The organism is Paenibacillus sp. FSL R10-2736, from assembly GCF_038000245.1.
Classification (GTDB): Bacteria; Bacillota; Bacilli; order Paenibacillales; family Paenibacillaceae; genus Paenibacillus_AQ; species Paenibacillus_AQ phytohabitans.
Genome location: NZ_JBBOBN010000001.1, coordinates 2775681 through 2789456, shown reverse-complemented (window position 1 = coordinate 2789456; position 13776 = coordinate 2775681). Strand labels below are relative to the sequence as shown.

Genomic DNA, 13776 nt, shown 5'->3' with positions numbered 1-13776 from the left:
TCCTCCTAGTAAATCAATTCAATTAACGGCCGATTTCGAGCGCCTTACCCACCATCGCTTTGGACGCATTAAGCATCGTTACATTCGCTTCATAAGAACGTGAGGCAGACAGCATGTCCACCATTTCCTTCGTAAGGTCCACATTCGGCATGTACACATATCCGTCAACATCAGCATCCGGATGGCTTGGATTGTATACGGGTTTCAGCGGTGAAGTATCCTCAATAATCGACTTCACTTTAACGCCTTCGCTGCCGCCGCTCATTTTTGAATCGAGTATGTTAGAGAAGCTATCAGCCTGCGCTGTTTCCAGCACTACAAGCTTACGGCGGTAAGGTACGGCTTTGCCGTCGACCACGGAAGCCCTGGTTGTCTCGGCGTTGGCGATATTGGAGGAAATCACATCCATCCGCAGGCGCTGGGCAGTCAATGCCGAGGCGCTTATTCCAAAGCTGCTACCAAAGTTCATTATTTATTACCCTCCCTGCACAACTGTACGCATCATAGTAATCTGACTGTTCAACTGTTCAACATAAGAGTTATACCTCAGCTGGTTCTCGGCGCTCAGCGCCTGTTCGCGGTCCATATCCACATTATTGCCGTTGTTATTCATAGAAGTAGTCTCATCTGTACTGACAACAGCCGCCGGCACGCCGGTTACTGTTCCAAATTGGAAATGCCGGGAGTCTGATACTTTCGCACTCAGCGTAGGTTTCACACCGCTCTCCTGTTGTCTGAGGAAACTTTCGAAACTGACATCAGAACGTTTAAAATTCGGCGTATCAACATTTGCAACGTTATTAGCCAGAACACTTTGTCGTTTGGTGGCGGCATCTAGGCCTCCCTGTAATCTTTGAAAACTGACACTGTTCAGCAAACCCATGGTAATCCCCCTTCCAAACCTATCATAATGAAAAGAATTCCACAACTTCCCCCGAATTCCTGCTTACTTTCGACAAAAAAAGCTAAAATTTTCATTAATTTGTCGAGGGCAGGTCGAACGCTGTCGATGGATGATTCTTATGTCAATCTCACATACATTGATTCTCTTAGAATTTGTATATTATTACAATAAGAAATAAGCCCTATCTTTTCTGAAAAGAGAGGGCTTAAAGCATGTTTTTACAATATTCTACCTTTTTTATTCCATATAATTCTTTTAATTACTATTATTTAACTCTTTATGCACGATTTTCGAATTGAATTTGCATAGCAATAATTCTTAATACCTAATTTAGCGGGATAACACTCTGTCGCTTTAAAGGATATATTGGCTTAAATCGCGATCCTGGGCGATTCCTGCCAGTTTTTCGCGAACATACTCCGGAGTAATGACCATTGTCTCCAGTGTCAGCTCCGGCGCTTCGAAGGATAGGTCCTCCAGCAGCTTCTCCAGAATCGTATGCAGGCGCCGGGCCCCGATATTCTCCATATTCTGATTCACGGAAGCGGCGATTTTGGCAATTTCCTGAATCGCTTCCTTCTGGAACTGAATTTCGATGTTCTCGGTCTGCAGCAGATGAACATATTGCTTCGTCAGCGCGTTCTCAGGTTCGGTCAGAATAGAGACAAAATCCTCAAGAGTAAGACTGCTCAGCTCCACACGGATCGGGAAACGCCCCTGAAGCTCAGGAATTAGGTCCGAAGGCTTGGCAATATGAAAAGCTCCGGCAGCGATGAATAATACGTAATCCGTCTTCACAGGCCCGTATTTAGTCATCACAGTGGAACCTTCAACGATAGGCAGGATATCGCGCTGCACCCCTTCACGGGATACATCCGGACCGGAGCCTTTACCCTGGCTGGCCACCTTATCAATCTCATCGATAAAAATAATACCGGACTGCTCTGCGCGGGCAACCGACTCCTGAATCATATCATCCGTATCAATCAGCTTGGCAGCCTCATCCTGAATCAGCACCTTACGGGCCTCACGGATCGGCAGCTTGCGCTTCTTCGTACGCTTGGGCAGCAGGCTGCCGAACATTTCCTGCATGTTCATGCCCATCTGGTCATTGCCTTGGCCGGCAAACATATCCATCATCGAAGGAGTGGTGTCTTCCACATCGATTTCAATGATATCGTCCTCGAGCTGACCCGCCAGCAGCTTGAACTTAATGCCTCTGCGGCGCTCGCTCAGACTACCGTCCTCCGGCTCTTCTTTGGCTTCCTCTGCACCGCCGTTATTGCCGCCAAAAATCATCTCGAACGGATTGCGCTGCGATTTGCCCTTAGAGGTCGAAGGAACCAGTATTGCTACAATGCGGTCGTTCGCCAGTTCTTCAGCACGGTCCTTGACCTTCTCGGTACGTTCCAGCTTCACCATACGGATTGAGGTCTCTACCAGGTCACGGACCATCGATTCCACATCACGGCCTACGTAACCGACTTCCGTGAACTTAGTGGCTTCCACTTTGATGAACGGTGCATTGACCAGCTTGGCCAGACGCCGTGCGATCTCCGTTTTGCCGACACCTGTAGGACCAATCATGAGAATATTCTTAGGAACAACCTCATCCCGGAGCTCTTCGGATAAAAGGCTGCGCCGATACCGGTTGCGGAGAGCAACGGCCACCGATTTCTTAGCCTGTTTCTGACCTACGATATATTTATCCAGCTCTGCTACGATCTGGCGGGGTGTAAGCGATTGATTCACCATTGTGACTTCCTCCCTCTTTCTATGGCACCATGCCTATAATTGTTCGACAATAATATTGGAGTTGGTATACACACAGATCTCGGAAGCGATCTGCAGAGCCTCTCTGGCAATATCCGCTGCGCCCAGATGCGATGCATGACGTTTGAGCGCGCGACCGGAAGCCAGCGCAAAGTTACCGCCGGAGCCAATTGCCAGCACGTCATCATCGGGTTCAATAATTTCGCCGTTACCGGAAATAAGCAGCATGCCTTCCTTGTCCATCACGATCATGAGCGCTTCCAGCTTGCGCAGGATACGATCCTGGCGCCAGTCCTTGGCCAGTTCTACTGCAGCCCGCTGCAGATTGCCGTGATGCTCTTCCAGCTTACCCTCAAACTTCTCAAACAAAGTAATCGCATCCGCTACGGAGCCCGCAAAACCGGCAATTACTTGTCCTCTGTACAGGCGGCGGACCTTCTTGGCCGTCGTCTTCATAATGACACTCTCTCCGAATGTAACCTGACCATCGCCGGCAATCGCGGCATGGCCGTCATGTCTTACCGCACAAATCGTAGTCGCATGAAAGCTGGGTAACATAATGGGCACCCTCCTAAAGTTTTGTGAGCGTTAGCATCCCGAAACAGCTTGGAAGAAACCTGATCCGGAAGCATACACTTAGTGTTATGGCATAAGCTTCCGGACCAGCTTCGGACAAACCGTCCCGGAAGCTTGCGTTTAAGTTTTATTGTGCCGGACTTTCCGCTTCGGTAAGCTGAGGTTCTACGACCTCCGGCTCAGTATAGGCCAGGCCTTTGTCTGCAGCATAGGCAGCAAGACTGTCCAGCGCACGGTAAGCCAGGCGTTCGTTTTTCTCTTTTTTACTGCGGAATCTCGTTTCAAGCTTTGGCAACAAGCCAAAGTTGGCGTTCATCGGCTGGAAATGCTCGGGATCTGCGGAAGTAATGTAGGCCGGCATGCTGCCCAGCACAGTATCCTGCGGGAAGATCAGACCGTCCTCACCGAGTGCCGCTCTGGCAGCATTCATACCGGCGATCATACCTGAAGCCGCAGACTCCACATAACCTTCAACCCCTGTCATCTGGCCGGCAAAGAACAGTCTTTCCCGTCCCTTCATTTGATAGGTGGGATGCAGAAGCTTGGGAGAATTGATAAATGTATTGCGGTGCATGACACCATAACGGACATACTCTGCGTTCTCAAGCCCGGGGATAAGTGAAAACACGCGTTTTTGTTCGCCCCACTTCAAATGGGTCTGGAAGCCAACCAGGTTATAAAGCGTTCCCGCTGCATTATCCTGACGAAGTTGCACAACCGCGTAAGGAAGCTTCCCTGTATGAGGATTCATCAGACCTACGGGCTTCATCGGCCCGAAGAGCGCTGTCTGCTTGCCGCGCTTCATCATAATCTCGATCGGCATACAGCCTTCGAAGTAAATCTCTTTCTCAAAATCTTTGAGTGCGGCAGTCTCAGCCGAGATCAGTGCATCATAAAAAACATCGAATTCCTCTTCCGTCATCGGACAGTTCAGGTATGCAGCTTCACCTTTGTCGTATCGGGAGGCCAAATACACCTTGCTCATATCAATGGTGTCCTTCTCGACAATCGGGGCAGCCGCATCATAGAAGTAGAAATACTCCTCTCCAAGCAGCCCTTTAATCTCAGCGGAGAGTGCCGGAGAGGTCAGCGGGCCTGTCGCAATGACAACAATCCCTTCCTCCGGTATATGCGTAAGTTCTTCATTTATGACTTCTACCAGAGGGTGATTATGCAGCATTGATGTAATCTCACCGGAGAATCCATCGCGGTCTACGGCAAGCGCGCCTCCGGCCGGAACCGCATGCCGGTCGGCTGCCCCTAGTACCAGCGAGTCCAAACGGCGCATTTCCTCCTTGAGTACACCTACCGCATTGCCAAGGCCGTTGGCCCGCAGAGAGTTACTGCAGACCAGCTCGGCGAACTGGTCCGTATGATGCGCCGGTGTCTTCACAACCGGACGCATCTCATATAATCTGACCGGAACCCCGCGCGAGGCAATCTGCCAGGCGGCTTCACTGCCGGCAAGTCCGGCTCCAATCACAGTTACTTTAGCTATATCAGTCAATTTCCTTTCCTCCTGTAACACAATTATTCTGCCAGCTCTTCGTTGTCCAGCACTGCCTCGGTATGATCACAAGAAGTGCATTGCAGCTTAGTCCCCTGTTTGTTGCGCTTCTCTACCATCCAGGAGCCGCAGACAGGACATGGTTTAACCGACGGTCTATCCCAGGATACAAAGTCACAGCCCGGATACTGATCGCAGCCGTAGAAGACACGGCCTTTCTTGCTGCGGCGCTCCACAACCTTACCCTCATGACATTTCGGACAGCTTACTCCGATATCCTTGATGATCGGCTTCGTATTACGGCAGTCCGGGAATCCGGAGCAGGCCAGGAATTTACCGAAACGGCCCAGCTTATAGACCATCGGCTTCCCGCATTTCTCGCATAGCTCGTCGGAAACTTCATCTTCAATCTCAATTTCCTTCATTTCTTCTTCGGCGTAGAGGAGACGTTTCTCAAAAGATTCATAGAACTGGGCCAGCACTTTCACCCAGTCCTCAGCACCTTCCTCCACATGGTCAAGATCCCCTTCCATATGGGCTGTGAATTCCACATCCAGAATTTCCGGGAAGAACTCTTCCATTTGCTCTATGATCAGCTCACCGAGTTCGGTCGGCATGAACTTCTTCTCTTCAATCGCTACATATCCGCGCTTCTGGATCGTCTCCAGTGTTGGCGCATACGTACTCGGACGGCCGATCCCCAGTTCTTCCAGCGTTTTGACCAGACGCGCTTCCGTATATCTTGGAGGCGGCTGAGTGAAATGCTGCTTCGGCTCGATATCATGCTTGGTTAAGTCATCGCCGGCCTTAAGCGGCGGCAGATACTTCTCCTCATCCGTTGTGCCGTCATCATTGCCTTCTACGTATACCTTCATGAAGCCCGGGAAAGAAACCTTGGACCCGACGGCTCTGAAAATCGCAGTGCCTGCTGTAATATCCACAGACAGCGTATCAAGCAGGGCTGAAGACATCTGACTGGAAACAAAACGCTCCCAAACCAGTTTATACAGGCGGAATTGGTCACGGCTCAGGAATTCTTTGACCATGTCAGGCTCACGGAGCGCCGAGGTAGGACGGATCGCTTCATGCGCATCCTGGGCTCCCGCAGCTTTCTTGGAATACTGGCGCGGTGTCTCGGGAACGAACTTCTCACCGTATTTGGAGAGGATCAGCTCCTTAGCTTCTTCCTGGGCCGTAGCAGACAGACGGGTGGAATCCGTACGCATATAGGTAATTAAACCGACAGTGCCTTCCTTGCCCAGCTCAACCCCCTCATAGAGCTGCTGAGCAACAGACATGGTCTTGGATGCGCGGAAGCCCAGCTTACGCGCAGCTTCCTGCTGCAGTGAGCTTGTTGTAAACGGAGCGGAAGGATGCCGTTGTCTTTCTTTCTCTTTTACCTCTTTAACCTGGAAGGCGGAATTCTTTATAGCATCCAATACTTCCTGTACATCGCTCTCCTGGCCCAGCTCTTTTTTGTCGCCATTGAGCTTGTGGAACTTGGCTTCGAACAGGGAATCGCGGATGCCCAGCTTCGCAGTAATACTCCAGTATTCTGTGGGAACAAAAGCAGAGATTTCGTTCTCGCGGTCCATAATAATCTTCACAGCTACCGATTGTACCCGTCCTGCGGACAGGCCTTTTTTGACTTTCTTCCATAATAGGGGGCTAATCTTGTATCCGACGAGCCGGTCCAGAATACGGCGGGCCTGCTGGGCATTCACAAGATCCATGTTAATTTTGCGCGGAGTCTTGAAAGCATCCTTCACAGCCTGCTTCGTAATCTCATTAAAGACAACCCGGCATTCCTGTGTGTTGTCCAAATCCAGCGCATGCGCCAAATGCCAGGCAATAGCTTCACCTTCGCGGTCCGGGTCAGCTGCGAGATAGACTTTTTTCACTTTTTTGCTGGCATCCTTGAGTTCCTTCAAGATAGAGCCTTTGCCGCGGATCGTTATATATTTGGGGTTGAAATCATTCTCCACTTCCACACCAATCTGACTTTTCGGCAAATCTCTGATATGTCCCATTGATGCCTTTACAATATATTTACTGCCCAGATATTTACCAATCGTTTTTGCTTTTGCCGGTGACTCTACAATAACCAACGCATCTGCCATAGGTTTTCCTCCCAAAAGTTTGTAAGCATACATCCTCCTGAACCTGCCCTCAGGCCCGGCGGAAATCAAGAGTCTATGCTTAACACGGTTACTTCTATATTAAATTACCTTATAAATTGCACCCGGCAATTGTGTTACCGCTTTTTTTATGATTAAAGATAACAGAACTGAATGCAAATGTCCAAAATCCCACCTCGTGGACGCCAGGAGCTCATCGAGTGTAAAGGGGCCTTGATGCAGTATATGGTAAAGGTGTAACTCCTCACTTGTCAATTTCTTTTCGATTAACCCGTCTCCGGCGGAAGGCCCGGAACCGCTTGCCGGAGTCCCTGAAGTACCCTTTCCAGGCAGATAAGCTATGTATTCTTCCACGATATCCGCGGAGCTTATTACCACCTTCGCACCTTGTTTAATCAGCTCTAATGCGCCTCTGCTCTTGGGCGAGGTTAGCGGACCCGGGACAGCAAACACATCCCTTCCAGCTTCTAGCGCAGCGTCGGCGGTAATCAGGGAACCGCTGCGGCTGTCTGCTTCGACCACCACCGTGCCGAGCGACAGTCCGGCGATAATCCGGTTGCGCTGCGGAAATAACCCGGGATGGCTCGGGGTACCGAGCGGATATTCACTAATCACAAGCCCGACACGTGAAATCTCCCGCTCCAGCTCACGGTTCTCAGGCGGATAGACCTTGTCCAGCCCCGTTGCGACCACTGCAATGGTACTTCCGGCTCCCGTTAATGCAGCTTCGTGGCAGACACTGTCAATCCCTCTCGCCAGGCCGCTTATAACCGTGAGACCGGCCGCACTGAGCTGTTCAGCCAGCATTTCACCAATCTTGCGTCCATAGGCAGTAGGCACACGGGTACCAACCATAGCTACAGAAGGACGGGAAGCCAGCTCCAGACGGCCGCGATAATACAAAACCCAAGGCGGCTGGGGGGTTTCCTTTAACTGGACAGGGTACACTTCATCCAGCAAAGTCACCATCGAAACACCGCTTGCTTCCATTAAAGAGCGGCGCTGCAGAATCCATTCTTCATTAAAGACAGCTTTAAGCCGGGCCGACATTTTGCCGCTGATTCCGGCCCGCTCCCAATCTGTAACGGAACAGGACAAAGCTTCATTCGTCAAAAGGCCCGCCTGGCGTATTCTGTCCATACTTTTCCATCCAATGCCTTCTACTTCATTTAAACCGAACAGCAGATCCCGCGTTTCCATATGCACTCTCTCCTATACGGAAGGGCCAGCCTTCCTTAATGATTACATAAACTGCCGAAAAAAGACAAAAAAAGCAACCCTTCACCCCGGTACTCCGGGACAAAAGGTTGCTTACCTTTAAAATGATTATACATGAATCAGCGGTAAAAGCAGTGATCTTTGTGTGATTCTGCAGGCTGAGCTCTAGTGGGTGGTGAAAGCATTCAGAATGCCGCGTTCCTCAAGCACACTGACGAGCGTAGAGCCCATCTCCGCAGGCGTTGGCGCGACCTTGATCCCGCAGGACTCCAGCACAGCGATCTTCTCGCTGGCCGTTCCTTTGCCGCCTGAAATAATCGCCCCGGCATGGCCCATCCGTTTGCCGGGAGGCGCAGTAACGCCCCCGATAAAGCCGACTACAGGCTTTGTCATATTCTCTTTAATCCACTGAGCCGCTTCTTCCTCTGCCGTCCCGCCGATCTCTCCGATCATGATGACAGCTTTGGTGCCCGGGTCATCATTAAACAGCTTCAGAATATCAATGAACTCCGATCCCTTGACCGGATCCCCGCCGATACCTACAGCCGAAGACTGGCCGATACCACGCTCTGTCAGCTGATGTACAGCTTCATAGGTTAATGTTCCGCTCCGCGAGACAACCCCTACATAACCAGGCATATGAATATAACCCGGCATAATCCCGATTTTACATTCTCCTGGCGTGATAACCCCCGGACAGTTGGGACCGATCAATATAGTAGAACGGCCCTCCATATATCTTGATACTTTAACCATATCCAGCACAGGAATGCCTTCTGTGATACAAATGACAAGTTCCATTTCAGCATCCACAGCTTCCATTATGGAATCAGCCGCGAAGGCAGGCGGTACATAGATCACACTGGCGGTTGCACCTGTAGCTGCTTTGGCGGCAACCACCGTATCAAATACCGGGAGACTGGCTTCCGTGCCATTGTCAAGCGTGATCTGAACAAAGGTTCCTCCCTTGCCCGGGGTTACCCCGCCTACCATCTGGGTGCCGTAATCCAGTGCCCCTTTAGTATGAAATAAGCCCGTAGCGCCCGTAATTCCCTGTGTGATGACTTTCGTATGTTTATCTACAAGAATGCTCATGCGTCAGGTCACATCCTCACTTTTATTGTCGAATATTACACCAGAGCAACAATTTTACGGGCACCGTCAGCCATGGAATCGGCAGCAACTATATTCAGTCCCGACCCGGCGAGAATTTCTTTGCCCAGTGCTACATTCGTGCCTTCAAGACGTACAACCAGCGGCTTCGTTAACCCGAGCTGTCTTGCTGCCTCAACTACACCGGTAGCAATGACATCACAGCGCATGATTCCGCCGAAAATATTAACGAAAATCCCGCTTACCTTATCATCCGAGAGGATGATCTTGAAAGCTTCGGTTACCTTCTCTGTGGTTGCGCCGCCCCCTACATCCAGGAAGTTGGCCGGTTCTCCGCCGTAATATTTAATAATATCCATGGTAGCCATCGCGAGCCCCGCACCATTCACCATACAGCCGATGTTGCCGTCAAGCGCAATATAGCTAAGATCGTATTTGGAAGCTTCAATCTCTTTGGCATCCTCTTCGTCCAGATCACGGAGCTCCAGAATATCCTTATGCCGGAACAGCGCGTTGGAATCGAAATTCAGCTTGGCATCGAGCGCCATCACATTTCCGTCAGCCGTTACAACCAGCGGATTAATCTCCGCGATGGAGCAATCTTTATCCACAAAAGCCAGATATAGCGCTTGCATGAACTTGACAGCTTTATTTACCAGCTCTGAAGGTATGGCTATGCTGTAAGCCAGTTTACGCGCCTGGAAGGTCTGTAGTCCCACTGCCGGATCAATGATTTCCTTGAAAATCTTCTCAGGATGTGTGGCCGCCACCTCTTCGATCTCTGTACCGCCTTCCTCGGAAGCCATCATGACTACCCGGCCGGAACCACGGTCTACAACCAGTCCGATATAATACTCTTTAACAATCTGGCAGCCCTCTTCAATCAGCAGCCGCTTCACTACCTTGCCTTCGGGTCCCGTCTGGTGGGTGACCAGCGTCTTGCCGAGGATTTCAGCCGCATAGGCACGAACCTCATCACTGTTCTTCGCCACCTTGACGCCGCCGGCTTTACCGCGTCCGCCTGCATGAATCTGGGCTTTGACTACAACTACCGGTGTACTCAGCGCTGCGGCAGCTTCCACTGCTTCCTCCACTGTATAAGCTACTTTTCCGTTCGGTACGGCTACACCGTACTTCTTAAGTACTTCTTTTCCCTGATACTCGTGGATATTCATACCGGAAGCCTCCTAAAGTTTTGCGGTGGCCGTGTAGCAGGCAGCCTGCAGCCATTCCGCATTCCGTTTTGATTGTCCAAAGCCGGGTCCAGACCGGTGAAAACTGGCAATATCCCGGCACATGCAGAAAACCGCCGCCTGAATACTAAATCCGTAAACGGTACAGTTTTCTGCTAGTGGCATATAGAACATATTACAGAGTGATCTCTATAATTACCTATATGCCAGAATGTGAAACCCAGAATATTGTAACATGTTTTATAAGCGCTTTCCTTAAAAACTTTCACTATTTATACATACATTTTCGCTCGATTTCATGCCGGAATGCGAACGATTGCATTGACTTTGTGCTGATAGACTATTTCGAATTGCTAATATTGCTCTCATGAACACGGGCGAGCAGGTCTTTGAACTGGCCAAGCAGTCCAACAAACTCCTCGGGGGAGAGCATGGTGCCTTCGGCCATTTTACCGGGAATGCACATCGCATCCTGCTGTAGTGCCAAACCTTGTGCGGTTAATGAAATTAACACCTTCCGCTCGTCCTGCAAGGAACGTTCGCGCAGAATCAGGCCTGCAGCCTGCAGTCTCTTGAGCAGAGGAGTCAGCGTACCGGAGTCCAGGAACAGAGCTTCACCAAGCTCCTTGACCGTACATTGCCGTCTCTCCCAGAGGACAAGCATAACCAGGTACTGCGAATACGTTAATCCGATCTTGTCCAGGTGAGGCTGGTACAGCTTCGTAAATTCACGCGAACAGGCATAAATCGTAAAGCAGAGCTGATTCTCAAGCATTAGCTCCGGAGGGGTCATAGTTTCTTCTTGCATATCTTCTTCACCTGCCTTTGTGACATTAGTTTATCACAATTCATTCATAATATCATGTTAATAGCGGAAAATAGATTGACTTTTATTTTAATTGTGTTAAATTAAGTTGTGTACAATACATTATGGAAACGAACGGGAGCGATTTATAATGATGACTATTCAACAGAAAATGTATGAAACTACAGTAAAAGCGGTTGGCGGAAGACAAGGATATATTGAATCTGAAAGTCCTAAGCTGAACCTTACCATCAGCACACCACGCGAAATGGGCGGTGCCGGGGGCGAAGGCACAAACCCCGAGCAGCTGTTCGCAGCAGGCTATTCCGCATGTTTCGACAGCGCACTGAATATGGTTGCCCGTATGGGTAAAATAAAGATTGAGGGCAGTGAAGTAACAGCAACCGTAAGCTTCGGTAAAGTTGAAGACGGCGGATTCGGCATTGCCGTGAAGATGGATGTTCTGGTCAAAGGCGTAGATCACGACACTGCAGTACAGCTGGTAGAAGCAGCTCACGGCGCATGCCCTTACTCCCGCGCTACCCGCGGCAATATTGAAGTTGAACTGAATGTGCTGTAAGACGGAATAGCGATACTTTCTTTAAAATAAACACCCTGTCCAGCGGCCCCGGACAGGGTGTTTGCCGTTAACCGGCAAACTTTATGCTTTGAGGTCCGTGTTACAATTAACTTTCAAAAGAGTTGCTGACGCGCGTTCCCTGTCGGGACAGTTCCCGATCATTTCAGGCGGATGAACAAGATGACGCCCTTCCAGTCCGCTTCACCCTTCTCACCGCTCACTTAGTATTCCTCCTCCGCCGTCACCTGGCGGTCCAGATTACGGTACTGGACAGCTTCGGCAAGATGCGCAGAACCAATCTCCTCTGCCCCTTCCAGATCGGCGATGGTACGGGCCAGCTTAATGATCCGGTCATGCGCCCGCATGCTGAGGCCAAGACTCTCCAGAATATGGTTCAGCAGCAAATTCTCTTCATGCCTTAGAACTGCGTAACGGCGTAACGCCGCTCCCGAAAGCTCACTGTTCCAGGAGATCGGCAGGTGCTGGTAACGCTTAGCTTGAATAGCCTGAGCCCGCAGAACATCCTCACGCATCCGCGCTGTAGACAACGCCGGCACATTCCGCTCCCATTCTTTCGGGCGGGGGACATCGACCTGCATGTCCATCCGGTCCAGCAGCGGTCCTGAGATTTTGGCCCGGTACTGCGCGATTCGTGCTTGACTGCAGGTACACCGCTGCTGTGAGCTGCCGTTCCCGAGAAACCCGCACATGCAGGGGTTCATGGAGCAGGCGAGCAGAAACTGGGCGGGAAATGTGAACGACGCCCTGGCCCGGCTGATGGTCACTACCCCGTCCTCCAGCGGCTGGCGGAGCACCTCAAGCACCGTACGGGAGAATTCAGGCAGCTCGTCCAGAAACAGAATTCCGCGGTGTGCCAGACTGACTTCTCCCGGCTTCGGTATTCCCCCTCCGCCAATCAGTCCGGCAGCCGAAATCGTGTGATGCGGGGAACGAAAGGGGCGGAGGCGCATCAGGCCCCATTTGCTGTCCCTCAGCTTACCAGCGGCACTGAATATCTTCATCACCTCAAGCGATTCATCATCGCTCAGGTCTGGGAGAATGCCGGGAAGGCGTTTAATCAGCATCGTTTTGCCTGTCCCCGGAGGGCCGATCAAGATGATGTTATGCATTCCGGCAGCGGCAATAGTGAGCACGCGCTTCACGTGATTCTGTCCAATGACATCACTGTAATCCTCCTTCATTAGATAATCCTCACGGCTCGGTGCAAGAACCTTGTTCCCTTCCGGGCGATATCTCAGATGATCCAGCGTCAGCACCTGAACTGGCGGGCGGTTCCTCGGGGACGGCTCATTGCTAACCGATACCGGAAACGGCAGCTCTGTCTGCGGCATGGGTAGTTCCTGAACTTCCGAATCCGGCACTTCTGTAGGTAATCGCGGCTCCAGTCCTGGAGCTGGCTCTACCGTAGACGGAGAAGGCTGAATACCGGCAGCTGACGGTGACAACTCGCGCAAATGTCCGGCCGTATATACACGGATTCCCGTAATCAGCGCCGCTTCGGCCGCATTTCCCGGTGGTACGAGGACTGCCTGAAACCCTGCCCGGCGCGCTGCCTCTACCATAGATAACACCCCATTCACCGGACGCAGACTGCCGTCCAGCGCCAATTCTCCAATGAGCAGCATTTTCCCGGCATCCGGCATAATAAGCTGGCCGCTTGTTGTCAGAATCCCCAGGGCGATGGCCAGATCGAACGCCGATCCCTCCTTGCGCAGATCTGCAGGTGCAAGATTGATTGTAACGCGCTGCTGAGGATAGCTGTAGCCGCAGTTTTTAACCGCAGCCCGGACTCTCTCTACTGCTTCCCTCACAGCAGAATCCGGCAATCCGATGATTATCGTCTGCGGCAGCCCGTTCGCCAGATCAATTTCCACGCCGATCATTACGCCTTCAATACCGTACAAACATGCACTATGCATCTTTCCGTACACAAAAAAAACACCTCTCC

The 13776-nt window shown here is 51.1% G+C and carries 12 protein-coding genes; 1 reads left to right on the top strand and 11 read right to left on the bottom strand.

Annotated features, from left to right (window positions below):
• Window positions 1-22 precede the first annotated feature (22 nt).
• The 10 genes from flgC to NSQ73_RS11935 form a co-directional block, all read right to left on the bottom strand.
• Window positions 23-469 (bottom strand): flagellar basal body rod protein FlgC, encoded by a 447-nt coding sequence (flgC, locus tag NSQ73_RS11980; protein ID WP_042138162.1) that lies wholly within the window; start codon window positions 467-469, stop codon window positions 23-25.
• 6 nt (window positions 470-475) lie between these two features.
• On the bottom strand, window positions 476-883 hold the full coding sequence (gene flgB, locus NSQ73_RS11975) for a flagellar basal body rod protein FlgB (protein ID WP_039295153.1): 408 nt from the start codon (window positions 881-883) through the stop codon (window positions 476-478).
• A gap of 375 nt (window positions 884-1258) precedes the next feature.
• Window positions 1259-2659, bottom strand: a complete 1401-nt coding sequence (gene hslU / locus NSQ73_RS11970; protein WP_039295151.1) for an ATP-dependent protease ATPase subunit HslU — start codon at window positions 2657-2659, stop codon at window positions 1259-1261.
• 33 nt (window positions 2660-2692) lie between these two features.
• Complete coding sequence (gene hslV, locus NSQ73_RS11965) at window positions 2693-3235, bottom strand: ATP-dependent protease subunit HslV (protein ID WP_039295147.1); 543 nt, start codon at window positions 3233-3235, stop codon at window positions 2693-2695.
• Window positions 3236-3380: 145 nt separating this feature from the next.
• Window positions 3381-4760: an FADH(2)-oxidizing methylenetetrahydrofolate--tRNA-(uracil(54)-C(5))-methyltransferase TrmFO gene (gene trmFO, locus NSQ73_RS11960; protein WP_340986587.1), complete on the bottom strand. Its 1380-nt coding sequence runs from the start codon at window positions 4758-4760 to the stop codon at window positions 3381-3383.
• A 23-nt stretch (window positions 4761-4783) separates the two neighbouring features.
• On the bottom strand, window positions 4784-6880 hold the full coding sequence (topA, locus tag NSQ73_RS11955; protein WP_039295145.1) for a type I DNA topoisomerase: 2097 nt from the start codon (window positions 6878-6880) through the stop codon (window positions 4784-4786).
• A 99-nt stretch (window positions 6881-6979) separates the two neighbouring features.
• Window positions 6980-8098 carry a DNA-processing protein DprA gene (gene dprA / locus NSQ73_RS11950; protein ID WP_340986586.1) on the bottom strand — a complete coding sequence of 373 codons (1119 nt, stop codon included), beginning with the start codon at window positions 8096-8098 and terminating at the stop codon, window positions 6980-6982.
• A gap of 183 nt (window positions 8099-8281) precedes the next feature.
• Window positions 8282-9211 (bottom strand): succinate--CoA ligase subunit alpha, encoded by a 930-nt coding sequence (gene sucD / locus NSQ73_RS11945; protein ID WP_336103199.1) that lies wholly within the window; start codon window positions 9209-9211, stop codon window positions 8282-8284.
• Between the two features lie 35 nt (window positions 9212-9246).
• Window positions 9247-10404, bottom strand: coding sequence for an ADP-forming succinate--CoA ligase subunit beta (gene sucC, locus NSQ73_RS11940; RefSeq protein WP_039295138.1), 1158 nt, complete (start codon window positions 10402-10404; stop codon window positions 9247-9249).
• Window positions 10405-10762: 358 nt separating this feature from the next.
• Window positions 10763-11230, bottom strand: coding sequence for a MarR family winged helix-turn-helix transcriptional regulator (locus NSQ73_RS11935; protein ID WP_042138172.1), 468 nt, complete (start codon window positions 11228-11230; stop codon window positions 10763-10765).
• A gap of 148 nt (window positions 11231-11378) precedes the next feature.
• On the opposite strand from NSQ73_RS11935, the gene NSQ73_RS11930 reads away from it, so the two are divergent.
• A complete protein-coding gene (locus tag NSQ73_RS11930; RefSeq protein WP_039295134.1) occupies window positions 11379-11807 on the top strand; it encodes an organic hydroperoxide resistance protein in 429 nt (142 codons plus the stop codon).
• A 221-nt stretch (window positions 11808-12028) separates the two neighbouring features.
• Here NSQ73_RS11930 and NSQ73_RS11925 read toward each other — a convergent pair whose 3' ends face one another.
• A complete protein-coding gene (locus NSQ73_RS11925) occupies window positions 12029-13759 on the bottom strand; it encodes a YifB family Mg chelatase-like AAA ATPase (RefSeq protein WP_340986584.1) in 1731 nt (576 codons plus the stop codon).
• Window positions 13760-13776: the final 17 nt, after the last annotated feature.

Coding starts and splice junctions, on each gene's coding strand:
- flgC (WP_042138162.1), bottom strand. CDS start 469: ATGAACTTTGGTAGCAGCTTTGGAATAAGCGCCTCGGCATTGACTGCC.
- NSQ73_RS11930 (WP_039295134.1), top strand. CDS start 11,379: ATGATGACTATTCAACAGAAAATGTATGAAACTACAGTAAAAGCGGTT.
- topA (WP_039295145.1), bottom strand. CDS start 6,880: ATGGCAGATGCGTTGGTTATTGTAGAGTCACCGGCAAAAGCAAAAACG.
- flgB (WP_039295153.1), bottom strand. CDS start 883: ATGGGTTTGCTGAACAGTGTCAGTTTTCAAAGATTACAGGGAGGCCTA.
- dprA (WP_340986586.1), bottom strand. CDS start 8,098: ATGGAAACGCGGGATCTGCTGTTCGGTTTAAATGAAGTAGAAGGCATT.
- hslV (WP_039295147.1), bottom strand. CDS start 3,235: ATGTTACCCAGCTTTCATGCGACTACGATTTGTGCGGTAAGACATGAC.
- hslU (WP_039295151.1), bottom strand. CDS start 2,659: ATGGTGAATCAATCGCTTACACCCCGCCAGATCGTAGCAGAGCTGGAT.
- NSQ73_RS11935 (WP_042138172.1), bottom strand. CDS start 11,230: ATGCAAGAAGAAACTATGACCCCTCCGGAGCTAATGCTTGAGAATCAG.
- sucD (WP_336103199.1), bottom strand. CDS start 9,211: ATGAGCATTCTTGTAGATAAACATACGAAAGTCATCACACAGGGAATT.
- sucC (WP_039295138.1), bottom strand. CDS start 10,404: ATGAATATCCACGAGTATCAGGGAAAAGAAGTACTTAAGAAGTACGGT.